Annotated in this window: 20 protein-coding genes; 12 read left to right on the top strand and 8 right to left on the bottom strand. The window is 69.4% G+C overall.

From position 1 onward, the window contains the following. Positions 1 to 36: 36 nt before the first annotated feature. Entirely contained in the window at positions 37 to 3,279 is a 3,243-nt protein-coding gene (locus tag ACFQ8Y_RS20735; RefSeq protein WP_430586609.1) for a UvrD-helicase domain-containing protein, read from the bottom strand. A gap of 140 nt (positions 3,280 to 3,419) precedes the next feature. On the opposite strand from ACFQ8Y_RS20735, the gene ACFQ8Y_RS20730 reads away from it, so the two are divergent. From ACFQ8Y_RS20730 to ACFQ8Y_RS20710, 5 genes are all read left to right on the top strand, one after another. After that, entirely contained in the window at positions 3,420 to 4,598 is a 1,179-nt protein-coding gene (locus ACFQ8Y_RS20730; protein ID WP_430586608.1) for an RNA polymerase sigma factor RpoD/SigA, read from the top strand. A 182-nt stretch (positions 4,599 to 4,780) separates the two neighbouring features. Then, the gene (locus ACFQ8Y_RS20725) at positions 4,781 to 6,256 is read left to right on the top strand and encodes a hypothetical protein (RefSeq protein WP_430586607.1); all 1,476 of its coding nucleotides are present in this window, start codon (positions 4,781 to 4,783) and stop codon (positions 6,254 to 6,256) included. Positions 6,257 to 6,791: 535 nt separating this feature from the next. Further along, the gene (locus ACFQ8Y_RS20720; protein ID WP_430586606.1) at positions 6,792 to 7,922 is read left to right on the top strand and encodes a 3-oxoacyl-[acyl-carrier-protein] synthase III C-terminal domain-containing protein; all 1,131 of its coding nucleotides are present in this window, start codon (positions 6,792 to 6,794) and stop codon (positions 7,920 to 7,922) included. Then, the gene (locus ACFQ8Y_RS20715) at positions 7,919 to 8,659 is read left to right on the top strand and encodes an iron-containing redox enzyme family protein (RefSeq protein WP_430586605.1); all 741 of its coding nucleotides are present in this window, start codon (positions 7,919 to 7,921) and stop codon (positions 8,657 to 8,659) included. Before ACFQ8Y_RS20720 ends, ACFQ8Y_RS20715 begins: the two co-directional genes overlap by 4 nt. Beyond that, positions 8,659 to 9,486: a DUF6999 family protein gene (locus ACFQ8Y_RS20710; RefSeq protein WP_430586604.1), complete on the top strand. Its 828-nt coding sequence runs from the start codon at positions 8,659 to 8,661 to the stop codon at positions 9,484 to 9,486. Before ACFQ8Y_RS20715 ends, ACFQ8Y_RS20710 begins: the two co-directional genes overlap by 1 nt. Positions 9,487 to 9,511: 25 nt before the next feature. On the opposite strand, the gene ACFQ8Y_RS20705 is transcribed toward ACFQ8Y_RS20710, so the two are convergent. Next, on the bottom strand, positions 9,512 to 10,000 hold the full coding sequence (locus ACFQ8Y_RS20705; RefSeq protein ID WP_430586603.1) for a DUF4188 domain-containing protein: 489 nt from the start codon (positions 9,998 to 10,000) through the stop codon (positions 9,512 to 9,514). Positions 10,001 to 10,085: 85 nt separating this feature from the next. Between ACFQ8Y_RS20705 and ACFQ8Y_RS20700 the strand changes: the two genes are divergently transcribed. Together ACFQ8Y_RS20700 and ACFQ8Y_RS20695 are read left to right on the top strand one after the other, a co-directional pair. After that, positions 10,086 to 10,736 (top strand): MerR family transcriptional regulator, encoded by a 651-nt coding sequence (locus tag ACFQ8Y_RS20700; protein WP_430586602.1) that lies wholly within the window; start codon positions 10,086 to 10,088, stop codon positions 10,734 to 10,736. Between the two features lie 87 nt (positions 10,737 to 10,823). Then, positions 10,824 to 11,630 carry a hypothetical protein gene (locus ACFQ8Y_RS20695; RefSeq protein WP_430586601.1) on the top strand — a complete coding sequence of 269 codons (807 nt, stop codon included), beginning with the start codon at positions 10,824 to 10,826 and terminating at the stop codon, positions 11,628 to 11,630. 21 nt (positions 11,631 to 11,651) lie between these two features. On the opposite strand, the gene ACFQ8Y_RS20690 is transcribed toward ACFQ8Y_RS20695, so the two are convergent. The 5 genes from ACFQ8Y_RS20690 to ACFQ8Y_RS20670 form a co-directional block, all read right to left on the bottom strand. After that, a complete protein-coding gene (locus ACFQ8Y_RS20690) occupies positions 11,652 to 12,692 on the bottom strand; it encodes an NAD(P)-dependent alcohol dehydrogenase (protein WP_430586600.1) in 1,041 nt (346 codons plus the stop codon). A 66-nt stretch (positions 12,693 to 12,758) separates the two neighbouring features. Then, a complete protein-coding gene (locus tag ACFQ8Y_RS20685) occupies positions 12,759 to 13,292 on the bottom strand; it encodes a gluconokinase (protein WP_430586599.1) in 534 nt (177 codons plus the stop codon). A 1-nt stretch (position 13,293) separates the two neighbouring features. Then, entirely contained in the window at positions 13,294 to 14,232 is a 939-nt protein-coding gene (locus tag ACFQ8Y_RS20680; RefSeq protein WP_430586598.1) for an NAD(P)-dependent oxidoreductase, read from the bottom strand. Continuing rightward, positions 14,229 to 16,544 carry an alpha-xylosidase gene (gene yicI, locus ACFQ8Y_RS20675; protein ID WP_430586597.1) on the bottom strand — a complete coding sequence of 772 codons (2,316 nt, stop codon included), beginning with the start codon at positions 16,542 to 16,544 and terminating at the stop codon, positions 14,229 to 14,231. The genes ACFQ8Y_RS20680 and yicI overlap by 4 nt, the downstream gene beginning before the upstream one ends. 47 nt (positions 16,545 to 16,591) lie before the next feature. Next, on the bottom strand, positions 16,592 to 17,602 hold the full coding sequence (locus ACFQ8Y_RS20670; protein ID WP_430586627.1) for a LacI family DNA-binding transcriptional regulator: 1,011 nt from the start codon (positions 17,600 to 17,602) through the stop codon (positions 16,592 to 16,594). Between the two features lie 181 nt (positions 17,603 to 17,783). Between ACFQ8Y_RS20670 and ACFQ8Y_RS20665 the strand changes: the two genes are divergently transcribed. From ACFQ8Y_RS20665 to ACFQ8Y_RS20655, 3 genes are all read left to right on the top strand, one after another. After that, positions 17,784 to 18,989 carry an extracellular solute-binding protein gene (locus ACFQ8Y_RS20665; protein ID WP_430563151.1) on the top strand — a complete coding sequence of 402 codons (1,206 nt, stop codon included), beginning with the start codon at positions 17,784 to 17,786 and terminating at the stop codon, positions 18,987 to 18,989. A 46-nt stretch (positions 18,990 to 19,035) separates the two neighbouring features. Further along, positions 19,036 to 19,986: a carbohydrate ABC transporter permease gene (locus tag ACFQ8Y_RS20660; RefSeq protein WP_430586596.1), complete on the top strand. Its 951-nt coding sequence runs from the start codon at positions 19,036 to 19,038 to the stop codon at positions 19,984 to 19,986. A 74-nt stretch (positions 19,987 to 20,060) separates the two neighbouring features. Continuing rightward, positions 20,061 to 20,813 carry a carbohydrate ABC transporter permease gene (locus tag ACFQ8Y_RS20655; protein ID WP_430550381.1) on the top strand — a complete coding sequence of 251 codons (753 nt, stop codon included), beginning with the start codon at positions 20,061 to 20,063 and terminating at the stop codon, positions 20,811 to 20,813. Between the two features lie 20 nt (positions 20,814 to 20,833). Here the strand turns inward: ACFQ8Y_RS20655 and ACFQ8Y_RS20650 are convergent, their stop codons facing one another. Beyond that, entirely contained in the window at positions 20,834 to 21,328 is a 495-nt protein-coding gene (locus ACFQ8Y_RS20650; protein WP_430586595.1) for a hypothetical protein, read from the bottom strand. 537 nt (positions 21,329 to 21,865) lie between these two features. Between ACFQ8Y_RS20650 and ACFQ8Y_RS20645 the strand changes: the two genes are divergently transcribed. Together ACFQ8Y_RS20645 and ACFQ8Y_RS20640 are read left to right on the top strand one after the other, a co-directional pair. Then, positions 21,866 to 23,491 carry a sodium:proline symporter gene (locus ACFQ8Y_RS20645; RefSeq protein ID WP_430550380.1) on the top strand — a complete coding sequence of 542 codons (1,626 nt, stop codon included), beginning with the start codon at positions 21,866 to 21,868 and terminating at the stop codon, positions 23,489 to 23,491. Then, a complete protein-coding gene (locus tag ACFQ8Y_RS20640; protein WP_430550256.1) occupies positions 23,491 to 23,619 on the top strand; it encodes a putative transporter small subunit in 129 nt (42 codons plus the stop codon). Before ACFQ8Y_RS20645 ends, ACFQ8Y_RS20640 begins: the two co-directional genes overlap by 1 nt. The last annotated feature ends 61 nt before the right edge of the window (positions 23,620 to 23,680 follow it).

Raw genomic sequence — 23,680 nt, 5'->3', positions numbered from 1 at the left:
GGACGCTGGGTAAGGCTACCGCGGACCATTCGCCCATTAGTGACCAGCCAATCCGACGAGATCTGCCCACGTTTCGACGCCAGCACCGGGACCTTGGGGTGGCATAAACAATGTCAGGTGTTTCTCGGCTCTAGTCATTGCGACATAGAGAAGTCGCGCTTCCTCGCGCGCTGTCGCCGCGTGCTCCTGCCTCCACAGGGCTTGGTCCGTAACATTGGAGTATGTGCTTCCGACCGGTCGCCACCGCCATGCGAGCCGGGGCAACTTGCCAGGGCCGCCGCCGTCGAGGACGGTGACATTCGTCGCACGGGAGCGCGAGGGTGCGAAGGACGTCGCGAGGTGCGGAATAAGTACAAAGTCGAACTCCAGACCTTTCGCCTTGTGCACGGTCAGCGACACGATAGCGCCGCTGGCGGACACGCTCTCGGTTGGACTCTCTTCGTCCTCACTTCTGTTCGTAGCGATCTGAAGGCGGAGCCACGACAACACGCGATCGAGCGTCACGGGGGAGTCCTGGAACTCGGCGTCGAGACGCGTGAGGAGTTGGTCGAGGCACCGGGCGTACCGCGTCCGCTCGGTCTCGTCGTCGGCAACTGTGGTGCGGGCCGCGCCCTGTGGAATGAACATACGGGTGCAATCGACGATCCAGGCAATGGTCGGGACTCTGTCGAGTCGCTCCCGCAACGCGCGGACTCGGAGCCGGACGGGTTCGAGGTCGTTGCGCATGACGTTCGAGGTCTGGGCGAGCGTCGACAGGCGTGAAGACCAATCGTGGACGGAGACATCCTCGCCGTTCCAAGCATGGGCAAGCCCTGGATCTGGGGACCCGGCACCGAGGAGGCCCGGTGCCCAGCGGGTCTCGCAGAGTTCCAGCAGGGCAGCGTCATCGGCCGGGTTGGCCACCGCCTCGAGTAGAACTCGGAGTTCGCGGACCGCGGGGCTGGCAAAGAACGCGCCGCCGACACGGATTTCGCACGGGAGACCGTGGATTTCACGGATCTCGCGCTGGATCTCGATCGCCTGGTGATTCCGGCGACACAGAATCCCGATGGACGAGTTGGGGTGGTCGCGTCGCCAGATGGCGACCTGTAGGGCGGCCTCAGTGACGGTCCGCGACTTGACCACCGTCCGAACCTGAACAGGATCGCTGTCGTCAGTCGCCCCAAGCTGCGGGAGCAAGCGATCACCTGGTTCGTACGTCAATAAGTCCTTTGAAGCCCAGGACTCGAAGAAAGGGTGAAGGGAGTCAAGAAGCTTCTGGCCAGACCGAAAATTGCGAGTGAGAGTGTGTTCCACGCGGTGGCCGGAGTCGCGCCTGTCGTACATGGTGCGAAAAAGTTGGAACGCGTCGCCGGCTGCGCCTCTGAAGCGGTATACGCCCTGCTTGGCGTCGCCCACGATAAATAGCCTGGACCCTGCCCGATCGCGGACTCCGAGGATCAGTTCGATCTGCAGACGGTCGGTGTCCTGAAACTCGTCGACAAAGAGATACTTCGGTGAGGCTGCCGGTGATTGTCCAGTGCTGGGCAGGCTCGCGATTGCCAAGGGAACTAACTGACCGGTCGGGATGGCCTGGGCCCTGATGCAGTCCTCTCTAAAGGCCGATGCTAGGCTCTGAATAATTTCCCGCGTGTACGTGGCAACGACCTCGTCCATCGATGTGCTTTCCGTTGATCCGACCCTGCCCCAGTCGACATCGGAGTCGGCGACTCCGTCGGTGAGGCCAAGGAGATCGACGCCGTTGTTGCTAAGTTGATCCCAGACGGCCTTGACATGCGTCTCCCACTCGTAGGCGGCGGGTATCTGATTGCCTTGCCGCGCAAGGAGGAGTTTCCCGAGTGGTAGCGAGAGCTCACGCTCCAGGAGCGCGCGAAACTCCATGGTCCGGTCGGAGACGGAGAACGCTGGACTCAGTCCGACCCGCGGACCCCCTGATTGCGCCAGCCGTTTCGCGAAAGAGTGGATCGTCGAGATGGGCGCGCCGCTCAATTGCATAAGCCACGCGAGTGCCGGCAGTGCGCAGCGAGACGCAAGTCGCTGGCGGAGCATGAGAGTCCTGGCGAGGCGCTCCCGCATCTGTGCGGCCGCATCGCGCGTGAACGTGATTAGCGCGATCTCGTCTGCACGCAGGGCATGCGGCGAGGAACCTTCTTCCATCTCGATGAGTCCGCTGGTGGCGAGGAGGAAGACGAAACGCTCAGCCATCGTCTCGGTCTTCCCGGTGCCGGCACCCGCCATCACCATAACGTCGCTGTCCGGATGCTCGTGCACGATTCGGTACTGCCTGACGTTGAGTCCGCTGACGTCGTCGGCCGCACTGAGGGCGGCGTTGACCTCCGCGTCGTCCGCAGAGTCAACCTGTCCGTCGATCACCCACCGCGTGGTACCGAGGGGACCAGGTGCTGTGGCCCACTCGAGCATTCGGGCCTCGGCGAACGCACGCATCCGAACAGAGGACGGGGCGGTGAGGGTGTCGGTTACTACGAACAGCCTGATGCCGTACTCGAGGATGCCCAGAAGGTCGTCGAGGACTGACTGGTCCGGGTTGAGGCAGAGGACTGAGTAGTGGGGGCGCCGCGGCAGTCCCAGTGTGCTCGAGAGGACATCGAGACCGGTGTCGGTCGAGTCGCCGAGTACGGCCGCGGCCCGCCTCTGGTTCTCGTTTTCCGCTGCGTCCGTCACTGGCCGCCGCGACCGTCGTTCCATGATCTGGAGGTCCGCCTCGGGGAGGGGTTCCTGCTCGCCTTCGTTAGGAAGCAGTCCGACACTCTCGACGTCCGTAACCGGCGGCCCGTTGACCACCTGCATCTTGTCCACGGGCCAGGTCCAGGCATCGACCAACCGCCCGCCACGGCCATACTTGGTTCCCCGCCGACCGAGGTCGCGAAGAAGCCCAACGTCGATTCGCAGCCATCGCCCTGGTGCGAGCCCCGACGGTACTTCGTAGAGCACCACCCACACGCGGGTGCCGCCTTGAGCTACCAGAACGTAGTCACGGAAAGCGTCATACGACATCCAGTGTTCACGCTGGCCGGTGAGTTCGTCGACGTCGGCCCTGGTGCGTGACTTGACCTCCCAGTACTCGGTGACGCCCGCTCGATTCGTCATGACATCCGGAACGCGGCGCCACTGACCCCCGACCCTCAGCATCGGCGCAGAGGTGCCAGGCGCGTTCGACTGATGGTCAGAGGCCATGAAGACGCTGTAGCCCTGGGGACTCAGCCAGTCGGCCCAGGCGATCTCGGCCCGGCGCCAAAGCGAACCCTCGTCGGCGAACACAGCACCTCGCATGAGTCACGGTCCCGCAGCGCGGGCATGGAACAATCGTCCGCCACAGCTTACGCGATGCACGGGACCAACGGGTGTCGGACGCTAGCCCTAGGGTGTCTCGTACGCACGAAAGGTAGTTCACAGCCCCCATGACGACCTCCGACAAACCTCCACGGCGTGAGGATCAGGCGTTCCGCGCCGTCGTTTCTGGCTTGGCTCCGTTCATCGTCGATGGTGCGATCGAGTGGGATGCCTACCGCGCGGTGGCCGAGTCGGTTGGCGCATCCGTGCAGGTCCGCAAGCGCCTGGAGACTGTGATCGCAGAAGCCGGGCTGCAGTTGCGCGGGCGGCCCGATCGCGGCGAGGACGATCCAGCACCGGGCCTAGACCTGGATCTTGACCGGGAGCAGCGCTCGGGCGACGACGTGGTCGCCGACGCCATCGCCGCCGCAAGGCACGTCATGCAGTCCGACCGGCGGCGCGCGCGACCGGAGAACTTTATCCTCACTGCAAAAGAGGAGGTGGGACTTGCGCTCATCCTTCGTGGGGACGCCGGGCAGCCGCTTGAGTCCGGTGAATTCGGGAGGCTAACGGGGGAGCGGGCCGAGGCTGCGATCTGCCTGTTCCTGCACAATCAGCGTTTGGTCCATTCGATTGCCCAGAGATATGGCGTTGTCGGTATGGCTTATGAGGACATCTTTCAGCATGGCGCCGTCGGGCTCGTAAGGGCGGTCGAGATGTTTGACCCGCAGCAGGGAACCAAGTTTTCTACCTATGCAACATGGTGGGTGAGGCAATCCATCACACGTGGAATCGCTAATGAGTCACGATTGATTAGGCTCCCTGTGCACATGGTCGAGAGGGTGAACAAGGTCTGGGCGACACGCGACCGATTGACTGTCGACGGAGATCCACCGCGCGTCCGGGAGCTTGCTGCTGCGTGCGGGCTCGACGAGGGCCAGATCTTGGAGTGCCTAAGGCTCGGTCGGCCGCAGGATCTGGTCTCACTCGACATGCCTGTGAGTGACAGCAGTGAAGCAACTTTGGGAGATCTTCTCGCACTCGCAGACAGCGGGCCAAACCCCGCGGAGCAGATCGATCTCGAGATGCTGAAGCTTCAATTGCAGCGAGTGATGGAACTCCTTACGGAGAGAGAGCGCGGGATAATCTCGATGCGGTTTGGGTTCCGCACGGGGGAGTCGATGACTCTTGACGAGATCGGACGATTCTACGGGCTAACCAGGGAGCGAATCAGACAGATCGAGAAGAAGGTGATGGAAAGGCTGCGGGAGTCCGATGTTCTCGATGTTCTCCGTCCGTATATGTGAACCCAACTTATGCCGGCCCCGCACTATCGAGTGAAAGCGTGGCCGAGTGGTTGTCGCAATCGGCTGTCCAGCGTCGCGCACTACCGAACGTCGACTGGCTGTGCCAGGGTGCATGTGTGACTACGACTGACGCCAGCAGCGCATGGCTCCGATCACGGGACCGCGCCGTCGGCAGGATGCAGATGGACCCAACGTTCAGCGAGGCCATGACCATCGCCGAAGCGTCGGCGCGCATGTTCGCGATGACCGACGCGAAGGACGCGGGTTCTCGTGGCCCCCGTCGATCGCTGCTTGCGCTGTCGTCCGCACTCGGGCTTGAGGTCGACTCCAACGCGGTCAATGCGGTGGTGGGTGCTCAGATCGCGGAAGCGCTCGGCGTCGAGTGGATCGAGTCTTGGCACTACCGTCAGTACCAGATCACGCTCGAAGGGATGAACAACCTCCTCTGGGCAGCGTCACGGAACCTCAGGCAGCTGTCCCGTCAGTCACAGGTCGACGACCTGGATGCGTTGGCACAGGTACTTCATGCCTTCCCCACATTCAAGCCCGCGAAGGGCAAGCAGGAGGGTGTGGACCGGCTACAAGACCTCATCGGAAAGCCGCGGTACAAGTTGGGTCCAGGAGGCAAGGAGTACGCCGCGACCCTCGAGGACCTCGCGGATCATTTCGCGCCGGAGATCCGTAGGACCGCGACGAATAAGCACGCGCTCGCCCAGGCGCTTTGCCGCGAGTTTGGTGTGCCGTGGACGCGGAAGGCGGTCTCGACCGCGGGCACAGTCACGAAACAGGGCCTCAACATGATCCTCGCTGGGGCGGAGCGCCGAACGGGGACGAAGTCCGCAGCTTGGATGACGGCGGAGGAGGAGGGCCGGGCGCTCGTTGCTGAGTTGGCCAGGGAGTTGCCGACTCGTTGGGACGGCCGGGAGTCCGTCCGCTGGATGCGCGAGAACGGTAGCACTAAATGGTTCGGGAGCGAGTGGTTCGGCTGGTATTTCGAGGAGTTCTCTCGAGCCATCCTCAACGAGAAGTTCCCAACCCCGCCGGTCGGTGCGCCGCGCACAAAGTATGGCGAGACGCTATTCGACTATGCCTCGCCGACACGCGTGTGGGACATGAAGGGGCACAGCATCCTGTCTCGCGATGTGCCGCCCACCGGTAAGAGACCGACCGAGATCACCGGCGATTTCTGGCTGAATGATGCCGCCGCGATGCGAGACTGCATCGACGAGCAGGGGCTCGGGTTCCTCATCGTCGACGGCCTATCCGACCGCGACCTTAGCGGGAACTTCCATTCTTGGCTCTACGCCTATGGCGCGAACTATGGCAAGAAAAAGACGAGTTACAAGCCATCAACGGGGAAGTCTCGACCTCGCAAGGCGGCTTGGTCGCCTATGCTGCTTCGCGCCATCTGGATCCAGAACATCCACGAGATGAACGCGGGCATCGCCGCCGGTTGGTTGAAGGAGGAGCCGCAGTGGTCCTATGGTGCGGAGAAGAAAAAGCGGAACCCGAAGTTTCAGGGAAAGCTCGAGAAGGCTGGGCCATGGATCGTGGCGGCACACGAATGGCCCGATCCTCGTGATTCGCGGTACGTGCCCCCGACGGAATCTCATCCCGGTGACGGGTTTCCGGTTCAGGGCAGCCTCGGTCTGGACTGAAGCGTTCTTCGCCCGGGCCAACGCTGGTGATCCACCCGTTCTTCGCCGCAGAGGAACTCACCAATTTTGCTGGGACGCCGACTTTGCAGAAATGTGCTCGCAGCAAAATCGCACGACAGGGAAAGTCCTGAGGGTCCGGTTAGAGGTGGCGGGACGTCCCTCGGGCAAGGCACCAAAGGTCTAGTGACGTACGCTGGCGTGGGATCAGCGGGACACATGTGAGGCACTGTCCACATCCGTGTTTCAAGTGGCATGCGAGTTGCACGGCCGCTCGTGATGAGTGCGAAAAGGGCGGAATTTCAACGATCCTGAGATGTCTGGCTACACGATCAACTTCTGACCTCCCTCGAACGGTCGCGGGTGCGACTGTCCGCAGAGAGCTCAAGGTCTCGTCTCGCCCGGCTGGCGCAACCGAGCACCTCGGCCGCCGGCGAGCAGACGAGAAAGCTCCACCTGGCGAGGTTCAGAGGCGGGCACACGTCGAGGTGTTGTGAAACCAGCGACACGACGGGGTCGGATGTGGCTGAATACCCCCATGCCAGCGACCGCGTACCTGACCGGCCTGGGCCGGTACCTGCCCGGCGAACCGGTAGCCAACAAGGACGTGGCGCGCCGGCTCGGCGGGGTCGACAAGCGCACTGACGGCTTGCGCGCCCGCATCCAGCGCGCCAACGGCATCCGGCAGCGGTACTACGCGCTGGACGACGAGGGCCGCACCACCGAGCTCAACGAGGAGCTGGCCGTCCATGCGCTCGAGGACGCGCTGGCCGACCGGGGGATCGCCGCCTCCGACCTGGGCATGCTTGCGTGCGCCACGACGCAGGGTGACCTGCTGGTGCCGGGGTTCGCGTCGATGGTGCACGGGCGGCTCGGCGGCGGGCCGATGCAGACGCTGACGGCGGGCGGCGTGTGCGCGTCCAGCATCGCGGCGCTCGACGCGGCGGTGAGCAAGGTGCGGCTGGGCGACCACCCGCGGGCGGCGGTGGTGGGCTCGGAGCTGTCCAGCCGGTGGCTGCACCAGCGGCGCTTCGAGGGCGTCGAGGACCACCTGGACGCGCACTTCCTGCGGTGGATGCTGTCCGACGGCGCGGGCGCGGCGATCGTGGAGTTCCAGCCGCGCCCCGACAAGCCGTCGCTGCGCGTGGACTGGGTCCGGCAGGTCTCGCTCGCGCACGAGCACGAGGTCTGCATGCGTGCCGGCCTCGACGGGCCCACCGCCGTCGCGGGCCATACGTGGCAGGACTACGACGACGTGGCCACCGCCGAGAAGGCCGGCCTGCTGCAGATCCGGCAGGAGACGGCCGTGCTCGACGAGCTCGCCGCCGCCGGGCTGGCGCAGTTCGAGGAGTTCGTGGACCGCGGCCTGATCGACCTCAAGAAGCTCGACCACGTGCTCTGCCACTACAGCACCAACGCCTTCCGCGACGTCGTCTTCGACGCGCTGAGCGCGCGCGTCCCCGGCATGGACACGAGCCGCTGGTTCTCCAACCTGGAGACGTGCGGCAACACCGGCGCCGCGAGCATCTTCATCGCGCTGGAGGAGGCGTGGCGCACCGGGCGCTTCGCGCCGGGCGACACGATCCTCCTCGCCGTCCCCGAGTCCGGACGGTTCTCGTTCGGCTTCGCCCACCTGACCGTCGTCGCACCGCGAAGGAGCACCAGATGACCAGCACCGGGATCAGCACCGAGGCCAGCACCCAGGCCAGCACCGGGACCGTCGAGGGCTACCGCCCGCCGCAGCCGGACCGGGCGGGGCTGCTCGCCCGGCTCGCCGACGTCTGGGCGGACTTCGAGGCCCGGCTGGGCGACGTGCCGATCCTGCGGGCGCTCGACGCCGGCGACGTGACGGTGGCGGACTACCAGCGCCTGCTGCACAACCTGCGCCAGCAGGTGGTCGACGGGTCGCTGTGGATCGCGCGGGCGGCGTCGAACTTCGACATGGACCACTTCGACCTGCGCTCGGCCGCCATCTCGCACGCGCTGGAGGAGCACCGCGACCACCTGCTGCTCGAGCGCGACTACGTCGCCGTCGGCGGCTCGCTCGAGGCGCTGCGTGCGGGCCAGAAGAACCTCGGCTCGCAGGCGCTGTCGGGCTACATGTTCCACGAGGCGAGCCGGCCGAACCCGGTCGGGTGCCTCGGCGCGATGTTCATCATCGAGGGGCTCGGCGCGCAGAAGGCTGGGGTGTGGGCCCGGCGGTTCCAGGAGGTGCTCGGGCTGGCGGACAACCAGGTGCACTTCATGGCCTACCACCAGGACGCCGACGCCGAGCACACCGGCACGCTCGACGCGATCCTCACGTCCGACCGGATCGACGACGAGGCGGCCGACGCCATCGTCACCTGCGCGCGGGTGGTGGCCCGGCTCTACGTCATGCAGCTGACCGAGCTGGACGAGATCTGATGCCCGTGCGGTCCGACCCGAGCATGTGGGAGGCGATCTACGCCGACCCCTCGGTGCCGCTCGACAAGCCGCTGGTGCGGATGATCATCGAGGACCAGCAGCGCCCGTCCCGGCGGTTGCTGTACCCGATCGCGCGGATCGTCTCTCGCGTGCTGGTGGCGGTGCTCTCGGTCGTGAAGCGGGTGTTCCCCGGCAGGTGGATGACCCTCGCCACCATGGACGCGCTGTGCCTGTGGTTCCTGCGCCGGTTCGTGTCGCCGGACGCCGTCGAGCTGCTGATCCGCCACTTCGTGGTGGAGACCAACCTGGTGAACTTCATCATCCGCAACACCCCGGCCGCCATCGAGCCGGTCACGCTGCGCCCGACGACGCTGTCCGGCCTGGGCGACAACGCCGTCGTCGAGCACGACGTCAACGTCTACGACGTGCTCATCGCGCTCGAGGGGATCGACATCACGGCGCCCGAGCGCCTGAACTTCGCCCAGCTGGACGTGCCGGACCTCGACCCCGAACGTCGTCGCCCCCGCCTGCTGCGCCTCGACATCCAGACGGCCCTGTGCATGATGAACATCCCGTTCTGCATCGCGCTGAACCTCGAGGAGTTCCGCCGCGCGATCCACTCGCTGCGCTTCGACGACTCCTTCCTCAGCATCCTCGCCGTGCTGACCGACGACGAGACGTTCGAGCACTGGAAGATGGGCGCCCTGAGCCTCTGGATGGACACGAACGTGGACGTCCCGCAGCTCGTCTACCGGCACGCGCTGGTGTGCGAGTACGCCCACGCCCACCTGGTCTCGATCGCGCAGCGGAGCGGCGCGGGGGAGTAGGGCCGGGACCGTGCCCGCCGGCCGCCTATGCCGACGTGACGGGGTTCTTCAGCCGCTCGCGTGCGGTGCGGCCGCGGCGGGACGCGGGGATGCTGCCCGCGGCTCGGGCGAGGCCGAAGGGCCGGGGAGCGTCGGCGTAGAGGCTCTCGTGGTGCCCGGCGGGGACGGCGTACGACTCGTGCCAGACCTGGACGGCGCCGGGCACGCGGTGCGCACGACGATAGAAGGCGAGCCAGGCGGGGCGGTGCCGTCGCTCGTCGGCGTTGGCGTAGCGGTAGATGTCGTCGATGCTGCGCCAGTACTGCACGACGGTGACCCCACGCAGGTCGGCGTCGATCGTGGTGCGCGCGTGGAGGAGGCCGGCGTCGGGGTCGCGACCGAGCTCGGCGAGCATCGGTCCCATCGCGGCGAACGCGGGGAGCCAGGCGTCGGGGCGCCAGGGCTTGACCACCCGCGCGCCGATGAGGAAGACGGCGAGGCTGCCCTCGTGCTGGTGGGTCGTCAGCGTGCTCATGGGAACCTCCACTCGAACGGATAGTGGAACTCTCCAATATTGGATAGTGCTACTCTCCAAAGTCAAGAGGTACGGACGGAGGAGCATGCGCATCTCGGGTCTCGCGGAACGGACCGGCGTCCCGGTCGCGACGCTGAAGTTCTACGTGCGGGAGGGGCTGCTGCACGCCGGCACGGCCACAGCCCGCACCCAGGCCGTGTACGACACGTCGCACGTCTCGCGGGTGCGGCTCGTCCGTGCACTCACCGAGTCCGCCGGCCTGACGCTGGGCGCGGTGCGCGAGGTCCTCGCCGTGCTGGACGACCCGCCGACCAGCCGGCACGAGCTCCTCGGGGCGGCGCAGCACGTCATGCTCGCGCGGGAGGACGGGCGCCCACAGGACCGCACGGACCAGGGTGAGCCGGCCTCCGAGGAGCCCGATCGCTGGGCGGCCCGCGCTGCCGAGCTGGTCGCGGCCCGGGAGTGGTGCGCCGACGACGACCCGCTCGTCGCGCGTCTGGCGGGCCAGCTCCGGGCCGCGGACGCCGCCGGCATCGACCTTTCGGACGCCCACCTCGCGGCCCTCGCCGAGGCGGCGGACACCGTCGCCGCCGCCGACGTCGCCTCCGTGCCCGCGGACCGTGCCGGGGCCGTGCGGCAGGTCGTCGTTGGCACCCTGCTCACCGACCCCGTGCTGCTCACGCTGCGCCGCATGGCGCAGCAGCGCGCGAGCGCCGGCGTCGAGCAGACAGGCTGACGGAGCGTCGCCCCGAGGTCGGACGCACGGCCGCTTTCACCCACGCCCCTGGGCCGGCGACGCCGCCCGCGGTGACAGACTTCGCGGATGCGGCGGCGTCTCCCGGTGGTCCTGGTGCTGGTCACGTCGGCGCTGCTGGCCGGGTGCAGCGTGCTCGGGATGGGGCCGTCCCCGACGACGACGTACACGGACGCGAACGGCGAGACCGTCACGGTGGACTGGAAGGACTACCCGGCCGCCGAGGGGTCGGACGCCGAGGCTCTGCTCGACGCCCCGGACCAGGCGGAGCTGGAAGCCCCCGCCAGGCAGCTGGTGAACGACCTCCGCGACGCGGTGGAGGAGGCGGCGGGGACGCCACTGGTGCCGCAGCGTGCGGAGGAGTCCTGGTTCGACGACGAGGACTGGTACCCGGAGGAGGGCAACGGGTACGGGGGAGAGCCCCTGCTGACGACGGTGAACTGCTGCCGGCTCAGCAGCGACCGGCCGCCTGACCTGGAGCAGTGGCGGGCGGTCGTCGACGCCGCCAGCCGGGTGACCGAGGAGGCCGGGCTGGGGCCGTTGGTGCTCGAGCACGAGTCAGAGGCGATGGCGGATGACCCGGCCTGGCGTAAGGAGTACCGCGACCGGTTCTGCAACGTCGTCGGCGGCGGGTGCTGGTGGTGGTCGGCCGTGGCCGCCGACGGCTACCGGTGGATCAGCCTCGATCTCCAGGACGCGTCCCTCGACCCGACGGGCGACGGCCTCGACGAGGCCGAGGAGCTGGACCTCCCGGCGGCCTCGATCACCCTGGAGTACGGCGCGACGGTGGTGCGCACGGGCATGAAGCCCGCCTACGAGGAGGCGCTCGCCCCCTTCCGCGGGCTCGAGCAGCCGGAGGCGACCCGGTCGGAATGAAGGGGGCGAGCGCCGGCGTGGCTACAGGGTCGCCGTGTCGATGACGAACCGGTAGCGCACGTCGCTGGACAGCACGCGCTCGTAGGCGTCGTTGATCTGGTCGGCGCCGATGAGCTCGGTCTCCGGCGCGATGCCGTGCTCGGCGCAGAAGTCGAGCATCTCCTGCGTCTCGGCGATGGAGCCGATGCTGGAGCCGGCGAACGACCGGCGGTTGTTGAACAGCGAGAACACCTGGATGGGCAGCGGCTCCGGCGGGGCGCCGACGTTGACCATGGTGCCGTCGAGGCGCAGCAGCCGCAGGTACTGGTTCAGGTCGAGCGGCGCGCTGACGGTGTTGACGATGAGGTCGAAGCGGTTGGCGAGCGCCTCGAACGTGGCGGCGTCGTCGGTCGCGTAGTAGTCGGTCGCGCCGAAGGCGAGGCCGTCGTCCTTCTTCGCCAGGGTGCGCGAGAGCACGGTGACCTCGGCGCCCATCGCGGCGGCGATCTTGACGGCCATGTGGCCGAGGCCGCCCATGCCGACGACCGCGACCCGCTTGCCGGGGCCGGCGTTCCAGTGCGCGAGCGGCGAGTAGGTGGTGATGCCCGCGCAGAGCAGCGGCGCGGCCGCGGCGTAGTCGATGGCGGCGGGGACGCGGAGCACGAAGTCCTCGTCGACGACGACGTGCGTCGAGTAGCCGCCCTGGGTGATGGTGCCGTCGCGGTCCACGGCGGCGTACGTGCCGGTGTTGCCCGCGAGGCAGTAGTTCTCCATGCCGGCGAGGCAGTTCTCGCACTCGCGGCACGAGTTCACCATGCAGCCGACGCCGACGCGGTCGCCCACGGCGTGCTTCGTGACGGCGGGGCCGACCTCGACGACCTCGCCGACGATCTCGTGGCCGACGACCTGCGGGTAGGTGATCGGGCCCCAGTCGCCGCGCACGGTGTGGATGTCGGAGTGGCAGATCCCCGCGTAGCGGATGGCGATCAGGACGTCCTTCGGGCCGACGTCGCGACGCTCGATGGTCGTGGGGACCAGCGGCTCGGTCGCGGACGGGGCGGCGTAGGCGTTGACGGTGCGCAAAGAGTTCTCCTCGGTCGATGGTGCGTGCCCACCGTAGATGCCGGCGGCCCGCCCCGGGAGACCCTCTCAGGGCACCCCTGGGCGGCTGAACCAGCCCGCGACGACGTCGACGGCGCGGTCAACGGTCTGGTCGACGTCGACCATCACGCCGGTCTCGTCGGAGCCCAGGGGCTCGAGCGTGGCGAGCTGCGAGTCGAGGAGCGCCGGCGGCATGAAGTGGTCCGCGCGCGCCGCGATGCGCCGCGCGAGCAGGTCGCGGTCGCCGTGCAGGTGGACGAACGCGACGTCGCCGCCCGCGCCGGCCCGCAGGATGTCCCGGTACGACCGGCGCAGGGCCGAGCAGGCCACGACCGCCGGTGCGCCGTCGTCGCCGCCGCGGAGCACCTCCGCGACGCGGGCGAGCCAGGGGCGCCGGTCGTCGTCGGTGAGCGGGGTCCCCGCCGACATCTTCGCGACGTTCGACGGCGGGTGCAGGTCGTCGGCGTCCACGAACTGCAGGCCCAGGCGGGCAGCGAGGAGCCACCCGACCGTCGACTTGCCGCAGCCCGCGACGCCCATGACGACGACGCCGCGCACGTCGCCCGGGCCCGCTCCGGCCACGTCAGTACCCGGCGGCGGGGTCGACGACGCCCTCGAGCGTGCCGCCCGCGACGAAGCGGCGGAGGTTCTCCTCGACCCGTGCGCGCAGCAGCGGCGCGACCATCTCGGCGGTGTCCGCCGTGTGCGGGGTGATCAGCGCGGTCGGCAGGTCCCACAGCGGGTGGCCGTCGGGCAGGGGCTCGGGGTCGGTGACGTCCAGCGCCGCGCCGCCGAGCCGGCCGGAGGCCAGCGCGGCGACGAGGGCGTCGGTGTCGACGAGCCCGCCGCGCGCGATGTTCACGAGCACGGCGCCGGGCTTCAGGGCGGCCAGCTCCTCGGCGCCCAGCAGCGCGCGGGTCTGCGTGGTCAGCGCCGCGGCGACCATGACGACGTCCGCCCGGGCGAGCTCCGCGCCCAGGTGCTCCGTGGTGACGGTCCGCTCGGCGCCGGGCACCGGCTCGGCCCGACGGCGGACGACGACGGTGCGCGTGCCGAACGGCGCGAGCAGGTCGAGGTACGTGCGGGCGATGCCGCCGGCGCCCAGCACGAGCACGTCGGCCCCGAACAGGGACGTCCCGGCGGACCTGCCCCACGAGCGGGCGCGGGCGCGCTCCGGCAGGTGCCGGAGCAGCGCCAGGGTCAGCGCGAGGGCGTGCTCGGCCACGGGCCGGGCGAAGGAGCCCTTCGCGGAGGTCCAGGTGATGCCGGGCGCCTCGAGCAGCCCGCCGTCGGCGTACGCGTCGACCCCGGCCGACGGGAGCTGGACCCAGCGGGTGCCCGGCGCGGACGCCAGCGCCGCCCGCAGGTCGGCGAGGTCGCCGCCGAACCAGAGCAGGCCGTCGGTCTCCGGACCGGGCGGGACCAGGCGGGCGCCGGCCGCGGTGGCGGCGTCCGGCAGCCAGCCGGGAAGCGGGCCCGGGCTCGCGACGCTGACGCCGGTGCCCGCCGTCGCGCCGCTCATGCCGCGGCCCGCGCGACGCCGTCCGCGGCCTCGGCGCGGGCGCCGCCCACGACCTCGACCGACCAGCCCGCGCCGAGCGCCGACTCGACGACGACCTCGTCGCCGTCGCGCCGGACGGTGAACGCCACGGCCTCGCCGTCGGCGCCGTCGACCTCGACGCGCCGCGACCAGCCGTCCGCGCCGGGGTGCACGAGCAGCGTCAGCCCGTCGAGGTGATCGGCGTCCGGGCGTTCCTCGTGGGCGCTGAGCGGGACGACGCCGCCGGTGCGGACGTAGACCGGCAGCGAGTCGAAGCCGTGGTTCTCGCGCACCCAGCGGCCGCCGGCGACGCGCTCGCCGGTGAGGAGGCCGGCCCACTCGCCCTCGGGGAGGTAGAGGTCGACGTCGCCCTCGGCGTTGAACACCGGCGCCACGAGCAGGTCGGACCCGAGCATGTACTGGCGGTCCAGGTGCGGCACCGCGGGGTCGTCGGGGAACTCCAGCAGCATGGGCCGCATCATCGGCGTGCCCGACCGGTGCGCCTCGTGCCCGGTGGCGACGAGGTAGGGCGCGAGCCGGTTCTTGAACCGCGCGAACGTGCGGGTCACGGCGACGGCGCTCGTCGGGTCGGACTCGTCCTCGCCGAACATCCACGGCACGCGGTAGGACCCGCTCCCGTGCATGCGGCTGTGGCTGGAGAACAGGCCGAACGCCGTCCAGCGCTTGAACACGCCGGCGTCCGGCGTCATCTCGAAGCCGCCGATGTCGTGGCTCCAGTACCCGAACCCGCTGTACGCGAGCGACAGGCCGCCGCGCAGCGACTCGGCCATCGACACGTACGACGCCGTGGAGTCGCCGCCCCAGTGCACCGGGAACTGCTGCCCGCCGGCGGTGGCCGAGCGGGCGAACAGCACGGCCTCGCCGGTGCCGCGCTCCTCGGCGAGCACCTCGTGCACCGCCTCGTTGTAGAGGTGGGTGTAGTAGTTGTGCATCCGCTCCGGGTCGGAGCCGTCGAAGTACTCGACGTCCACCGGGATCCGCTCGCCGAAGTCGGTCTTGAACGCGTCGACGCCCTGGCGCACGAGCACGCGCAGCTTGTCCTTGTACCAGGAGGCGGCGTCCGGGTTGGTGAAGTCCACCAGGGCCATGCCGCCCTGCCAGCGGTCCCACTGCCAGACCGAGCCGTCCCGACGCCTCACCAGGTAGCCGGCCGCCATGCCCTCGTCGAAGAGCGGCGACTGCTGGGCGATGTACGGGTTGATCCACACGCACACCCGCAGGTCGCGGTCGTGGAGACGGGCCAGCATGCCCTCCGGGTCGGGGAAGGTGCGCTCGTCCCACTCGAAGTCGCACCAGTTGAACTCGCGCATCCAGAAGCAGTCGAAGTGGAACAGGCTCAGCGGGATGTCCCGCTCGGCCATCCCGTCGATGAACGAGTTGACCGTGGCCTCGTCGTAGTCCGTGGTGAAGCTCGTGGACAGCCACAGCCCGTACGTCCAGGCGGGGATCTCGGCGGGGCGGCCTGTGAGCGCGGTGTAGCGCTGGAGGATCGTCTTCGGGTCCGGCCCGTAGACGACGAAGTAGTCGAGGGCCTCGCCGAGCACCGAGAACTGCACCCGCTCGACGGCCTCGGAGCCCACCTCGAACGAGACGTGGCCGGGGTCGTTGACGAACACCCCGTACCCGCCGGTGGTCAGGTAGAACGGCACGTTCTTGTACGCCTGCTCGCTCGACGTGCCGCCGTCGTAGTTCCAGATGTCGACCGTCTGGCCGTTCTTCACCACCGGGCCGAAGCGCTCGCCCAGGCCGTAGACGAGCTCGCCCACGCCCAGGTCGAGCTGGTCGAACACGTAGCTGGTGCGCCCGTCGCGGCGCAGCTCGATCGGGCCGTGGTCGACGGAGGCGTCGGGCGCGACGTCCGCCCACGCGGCCGACTTGCCGCTCGACCCGGTGAGGCGGCGCCCGTCGGCGTGGAACGACAGCTCCCAGGACTTCCCGACGGACAGCTGCACGCTGAGGTCGCCGGTGGTGAGCGTGCCCTGGCCGTCGACGACCTTGGCCTCGCCGACGCCGTCCAGCAGGTCCAGCTCGAAGCGGCGGGGCTCCTGGCGACCCTTGTGGTGGACGTGCTGCACCCGCACGACGTTCTCCATCGGCGACGACACCGTGGTCGTGATGACCGGGTTGTTCAGGGTGTCGCCGCGGTGCCGCACGACCTTGGTCGGCGCGACGGAGCGCAGGCTCGCGCCGTCGGCGGCGACCCGGTCCACCTCGCGGGCGTAGTGGATCGCGACGCCGGGGCGGGCGTGCCAGAAACCGTCGGTGAACTTCATGGGGGAGGGCCTTCCGTGGTGCGGGTGGTGCGGGGCGCCGGCGGGCGTCAGCGGGCGTCGGCGGTGGAGCCGACGAGCTGGAGCGTGCCGGGCAGGAGGTCGTGGGTGGGGGCGGCGGACGGGTCGGCGAGGCGGTCGACGAGGTCCTGGACGCTGCGGGAGCCGAGCTCGGCGCCGGGCGCGACGACGGCGCTGACGGCGGGGTCCGCCGTCGCGAGGTCGGCCGCGGACGTCGCGAGCGCGAGGACGGAGACGTCGCCCGGGACGGCGCGCCCGGCCGCGCCGAGCCCGTTCACGAACCCGGAGAGGGCCGCCTCGTTGAGGACGAGGACCGCCGTGACGTCGGGGTGGTCGGCGGCCAGGGCGGTGGCAGCCCGCCGTCCGGAGCGCGGGTCCTGGGCGGCGCGGACGACGAGCGGGTCGAGGCCACGGCGCGCCGCCTCGGCCAGGTACGCCTGCTCGGTGCGGACGACCGGCCCGTACCCCGACCACGCGGGGCCGGAGGGGCCGCCCGGCTCGCCGAGGACCAGGGCGACCCGGCGGTGGCCGAGGTCGGTGAGGTGGTCGAGACCGGTGGCGACCATGCCGGCGAAGTCCATGTCGACGTACGACAGCCCGGTCGGGTCCTCGGTCCGGCCGATCAGCCCGAAGGGCACCTCGCGCTCGGCGAGCAGCGCGACGCGCGGGTCGTCGGCGGTGACCTCCATGAGCAGGACGCCGTCGACGAGCCCGCCGGACAGGTAGTCGTCGAGCTGGGCGACGTCGTCGACCGGCCACAGCACCACGTTGAAGCCGCGCTCGGTCGCGGCGCTCGCGGCGGCGGTGACGATGCTCAGCGCGGTGCTGCCGAGGCGGTGCTGCAGGGCGGGGAAGACCAGCGACACGATGTGGCTGCGGCGGCTCGCCAGGGCCCGGGCGAGCACGTTGCGCCGGTACCCCAGGTCGGCCATCGCGTCCTCGACGCGGGTGCGCGTCGCCGGGGCCACGCGCTTGGTCCCGTTGACGACGAACGACACGGTCGTCAGGGAGACGCCGGCCCGGTCGGCCACGTCCTGCATGGTCACCACGGGGCACTCCTCACGTCGGGAACACGTCGGGAACAGATCGGGAACAGGGCTCGGGAACGGTGCTGCGGATCGATGATCACACAGCCGGACGAGATTGGTAAAGCGCTTTGACAGCCTCGCCGGGTCGTGCCTAACCTCGCCGTCACGTGAACCGAGCGAAGGAGCTACGACTGTGCGACGAACCCACACCGCCGTCGGCGCGGCGTCGGCCGCCGTCGTCGTCCTGGGGCTGTCAGCCTGCAGCGGCGGTGCCCGTGCGGACGACGGCACGCTCGTCGTGACCGACACGCTGTCCGACACCAGCGCGCCCGTCTACCAGGAGGTCTACGACGCCTGCGCCGCCGAAGTCGGCATGAAGGTGCAGGCCAACCACGTGGCGGGCTCCGGGCTCATCGCGACCGTGCTGCAGCAGGCGTCGTCCGACACGCTCCCCGACGTCCTCATGCTCGACAACCCCGACGTGCAGCAGATCGCGTCGTCCGGCGCGCTCAGCCCGCTGACCGACTACGGCATCACGGGCGAAGGGTTCCCGCAGGGCGTCGTCGACGCGGGCACCTACGACGGCGACCTGTACGGCATCGCGCCCGTCGTCAACACGGTCGGCCTGTTCTACGACGTCGACGCGCTCGCCGAGGCGGGGATCGAGCCGCCCACCACCTGGGACGAGCTCCGTGCGGCGGCCGAGGCGCTGACCACCGACGGGCGCTACGGCCTCGCGTTCAGCGCCGCCAACACGTTCGAGGGCACCTGGCAGTTCCTGCCCTACCTGTGGAGCAACGGGGCGGACGAGGACGACCTCACGTCGCCCGAGGCGGTCGAGGCGCTCTCCTTCGTCGACGGCCTCGTGCAGGACGGGTACGCGTCGTCGAGCGTCGTCAACTGGTCGCAGAACGACGTCAACGACCAGTTCATCGCGGGCAAGGCCGCCATGATGGTCAACGGGCCCTGGAACATGCCCGCGCTGGAGGCCGCCGAGGGCCTCGACTACGCCGCCGTCCCGCTGCCCGTCCCGGAGGCGGGTGACACGCTCGAGGCGCCGCTCGGCGGCGAGGCGTTCACCGTCCCGCGCACCGGGAACCCCGACAAGATGGCGAAGGCCGGCGACTTCGTCGCCTGCGTGACCCGCGGCGAGCACCAGCTCGCCATGGCCACCGGCCGCGGCGCCGTCCCGTCGGACACGGAGGTCGCCGCCGAGGCGGCTGCCGAGAACCCGGTCGTGGCGACGTTCGTCGACACCGTGCAGACCGCCCGGTCGCGCACCGCGCTGCTCGGGCCGGACTGGCCCGGCGCCGCCACCCAGATCTACACCGCCCAGCAGCTCGCGCTGACCGGGAGCGAGCCTCCCGCGGAAGCCCTCGAGCGGGCGACGGAGCACTGATGCGCACGCCGACCTCGCGCGCGTCGTCACCGAGGAAGGATCGACGATGACCACCACCCTCGCCGGCCCGGCGCCCGTCGTCGCGCCCGGTCTCAGCGCCGACCGTCGGCGCAGCCGCGCCCGGGTGCGCGAGCGGACGGCCCAGTGGCTGTTCCTCGTGCCGGCGATCGCGTACGTGCTCGTGTTCTTCGGGTACCCGATCGTCAAGAACCTCGTGATGGGGTCGCAGGACTACACCGTGCGGACCTTCGTCTCGGGCGAGGCGCCGTGGGTCGGGCTCGACAACTACGTCGAGGTCGTCACGAGCAGCCTGTTCCGCACGACCGTGCTCAACACGGCGCTGTTCACCGTCGGCTCGATCGTCGGCCAGTTCGTCATCGGGCTCCTGTTCGCCCTGTTCTTCAAGCGGCGGTTCCCGCTGGGGAACGTGCTGCGGTCCCTGCTCCTGCTGCCCTGGCTGCTGCCGATGATCGCGGGCACCGCGGTGTGGAAGTGGATCCTCGACCAGGACGGCGGCGTCCTCAACGAAGCGCTGGGCTCGATCGGCATCGCGCCGGTCCACTGGCTCACCAGCCCCGACGTCGCGCTCGTCGCCGTCGTCCTGGTGAACGTCTGGGTGGGCATCCCGTTCAACATGACGCTGCTGTACTCCGGGCTGCAGAACATCCCCGACGAGCTCTACGAGGCCGGCGCCCTCGACGGCGCCACCGGCGCCAAGGCGTTCTGGCACATCACGTGGCCCAACCTGCGGCCCGTGGTCAGCGTCGTCCTCGTGCTCGGCGTGATCTACACCCTCAAGGTGCTCGACATCATCCTGGGCCTCACCGGCGGCGGACCCGCCAACGCGACCCAGACCCTGGCCACCGACTCCTACCGACGCTCGTTCCAGGAGTTCTCCTTCGGCACCGGCGCCGCGGTCAGCAACATCCTCATCGTGGTGTCGCTGCTGTTCGCCGTCGTGTACCTGCGCGTCAACAAGCGCGCCGTGGATGAGTGAGGTTCATCGTGAATCAGACGACCGACGCCCGGAAGCTGCGGTACACGATCGTCGGGATCGTGCTCCTCGCGGTCATGCTGTTCCCCGTCTACTGGATGGTCAACGTCTCCCTCCAGGGCGGCGGTACAGCGGCGAACAGCTCTTTCTTCCCAACGAACGTCACGTTCGAGGGCTACCAGCGGGCGTGGGAGGACCAGACGGGCAACCTCGTCACCAGCATGATCGTGGCCCTCGGCGCGGTGCTCGTGTCCCTGGTGATCGCGACGCCCGCCGCCTACGCGCTGTCGCGGTTCCGGCTGCGCGGCATGGGGATCTTCCTGTTCGTGCTGCTGCTGGCGCAGATGATCCCCGGCATCGTCATCGCGAACTCGCTCTACACGCTGTTCAACGACCTGGGCCTGCTCAACACGTACGTCGGCCTGATCCTCGCGAACGCCACGCACGGCATCCCGTTCGCGATCCTCATCATGAGCGCGTTCATGCGGTCCATCCCGCCCGCGCTCACCGAGGCGGCGCGGGTCGACGGCGCCGGCCACTTCCGCGCGTTCTGGTCGATCATCGTGCCCGTGAGCAAGAACTCGCTCATCACCGCGGGGCTGTTCAGCTTCCTCTTCGCGTGGAGCGACTTCATGTTCGGCCTCACCCTCACCACGGGTGCGGACATCAAGCCCATCACCCTCGGCATCTACGACTACCTGCAGGGCAACGTCCAGAGCTGGGGGCCCGTGATGGCGAGCGCCGTCATCTCCTCCGTGCCGGCGATCGTGCTCCTCGTCCTCGCCCAGCGGTACATCGCCGCCGGCGCGCTCGGCGGCGCGGTGAAGTGACGTGAGATGACCTCGGCACCTCAGCCGAGGGCCGCGGCCCAGAGCCCGCTGCTCGTGTAGAGCTCGGCGACCTCGTCGAGGTCGACCGGGGGGACCGAGTCGCCGGTGCCGACGGCCGCTGCCACCCACCAGTCGGCGCCGGGCAGGCCCGCCGAGGCGTAGGCGCGCACGCCTGGTTCGAGGTGGGGGCAGCCGGGGCGCGGCCGTGCGAGGACCTCGCCGTGCGCCGGCTCCCACAGGCGCACCGACCCGTCGCGTTCATCGTCGAGGACGACGGCGTCGTACCACCGCCACACGACGACGTCGCGCCCGCCGGCGGGTGCCGCGATCGCGACCAGGTGGCCGGGGGAGAAGCGTTCGGTGTGCGGCGAGGGGACCGTCGCGGCGAACGGGACCGTGGCGGCACGGCCGTCGTGCCACACGTCGCAGGCGGTCTCGGTGACGCGCAGCACCCGCGCGGTGCGGAGGGAGGGCGTCGGGCCGGGGCCGCCGTCGCGCCCGTCGTCGGTCGTCATGCGCGGGAGTCTGGCAGGACGGCGCGTCGTGGGCGACGGGAATTCCCCGCGTCCTCTGGTCGGTGGCGCCCTGGGAATAATGTTTCCATTTTGTGGTATAAACGTGACCGACGGCCATTGATCGGCGCGCTGTGCCGCGCCCGGAGGAACCCCGACACCACGTCTCGTCGGCGCGCTCTCGCGAGAGTTCCCGCTTGGTCCCCGTCACGAACCGCCGGCCCCTCCGTGCGCCGGCACCCGCACGCCCCGACCGCGGCGCATCGCCATGCGCCCTGGTCAGGACGGTTGACGAACGGAAGGAGCGTCGTGCTGTCGACCCAACCGGCACGGTACGCACTGCCCTGTGCGTGCCGCCCCGTCTGCCCCCGGCGAGTGCCGCCCGCCTAGCTGTCGTTCCCGCTGTCCCCGTCCCGCCGGACCCGCATCGGGCCTCCGGTTCCCTGACGAGAGAGTGAGAACCCCTTGGGCAACCTGCAACAGATCCCTGGACCGATTGTGATCCTCATCCTGCTGCTGTTCTTCGGCGGCAGCTTCTACATGTCGGTCCGCATCAGCCGCAAGAAGGAGAACGCGGACGGCTACATGACGGGCGGCGGAAAGATCGGCTTCGGGATCTCCGCGGCGTCGATGACCGCCACCTGGATCTGGGCGTCGTCGATGTACGCCTCCGCTACGTCCGGCTACACCTACGGCGTCTCCGGCCCCATCCACTACGGGCTCTGGGGCGCGCTGATGATCCTGCTCATCTACCCGTTCGGGCGCCGCATCCGCGCCGTCGCGCCGCGCGCGCACACGATCGCGGAGGTGATGTTCGCCCGCCACGGCCGCTCGAGCCAGCTCATGCTCGCCGGGTCCAACGTGCTCGGCAGCGTCATCAGCCTCACGTCCAACCTCATCGCCGGCGGCGCCCTGGTCGCCATGCTCACGCCCTACACCTTCACGCAGGGCATCGTCGCCATCGCGGCCGGCGTGCTCCTGTACACGCTCTGGTCGGGCTTCCGGGCGTCGGTCCTCACCGACTTCGCCCAGGTGGTGGCGCTGCTGGGCGCGGTCGTGGTCATCATCCCGGTCGTGTTCTTCGCGGCCGGCGGGCCCAGCCTGTTCGAGACGGGCGCGGCGAACCTCACGGCCCAGCAGAAGGACTTCTTCTCCTCGGACGCGTTCTTCAACCAGGGCGCCCCGTACATCGCGGCCGTGCTGGCCTACGCGATCGGCAACCAGACCATCGCCCAGCGGCTGTTCGCGGTCCGTGAGGACCTCATCAAGAAGACGTTCGTGACCGCGACCTTCGGCTACGGCGCGACGATCATCGGCATCGGGATGCTCGGCGTCATCGCCCTGTACGCGGGCATCGAGCCGCTCGGCGGGGACATGAACAACCTCGTCCCGCAGATGGCCGCGAACTACCTGAACCCCGCGCTCCTGTGCCTGTTCTTCGTGATGATCATCGGGTCGCTCTCCTCGACGGCGGACTCCGACCTGACGGCCCTCTCGTCGATCGTCATGGCGGACATCTACGGCCAGAACGTCGCGGGCAAGAAGCGCGCCAACCCGCGGACCATGGTCCTCATCGGCCGGATCACGATGGTCGTCTCGATCGCCGCGGGACTGGTGTTCGCCGGGTCGAAGTTCAACATCCTCGACCTGCTCGTGTTCGTCGGTGCGTTGTGGGGCGCCCTCGTGTTCCCCGTCATCGCGAGCTTCTACTGGGACCGGGTCACGAACGTGGCCTTCAGCGCCGCGGTCGTCGCGGGGCTCGCGTGCTTCCTGCCCGTGCGCTTCTCGTGGGTCGACCTCTCGGGCGGGCTGGGCCTCGCGTCGGACGTCCTGTCCACGCTCGGCATCGGGATCGTGCTCGGCCTGATGGCCTTCGGCTTCTTCGGCAAGCGGGTCGCCCTCGTCGTCGGGACGGTCGCCACGGTGGCGGCCGCGCCGTTCGCGATCGGGTTCCTGCACACCTACCCGGTGCTGTCGGGCTCGCTCGTGGCGTACGCGGTCAGCACGATCGTCTGCGTCGCTCTGACGCTGCTGAGCAAGGACCGGTTCGACTTCGCCCTGATCAAGGAGCGCACCGGCAACTTCGACGAGGAGGAGACGGCTGCGAGCCGTCCGGCCGAGGAGCCGCGACGGGGCGAGCCCGTCGCGGCAGGAGAGGGGATCTGATGACGTTCCTGCTGACGGTGTACGTGCTCGTCTGGCCCGTCGTCGTGGCCGGCGTGCTCTTCGTGATCAGCCGCGCGTTCTACCGCGAGCTGCGCAAGGCCAGGGCCGAGGGGCGCAGCGTGATCTAACGCGGTGCCCCCTGGCCCGGCGCCCGCCGCGGGGGGGCGCGCGGGGCGCGGCGGCGGGGGC

The sequence above is a fragment of the Isoptericola sp. NPDC056605 genome (assembly GCF_042792795.1).
Lineage (GTDB): Bacteria > Actinomycetota > Actinomycetes > Actinomycetales > Cellulomonadaceae > Isoptericola.
This window is presented reverse-complemented; position numbering and strand designations above follow the sequence as displayed.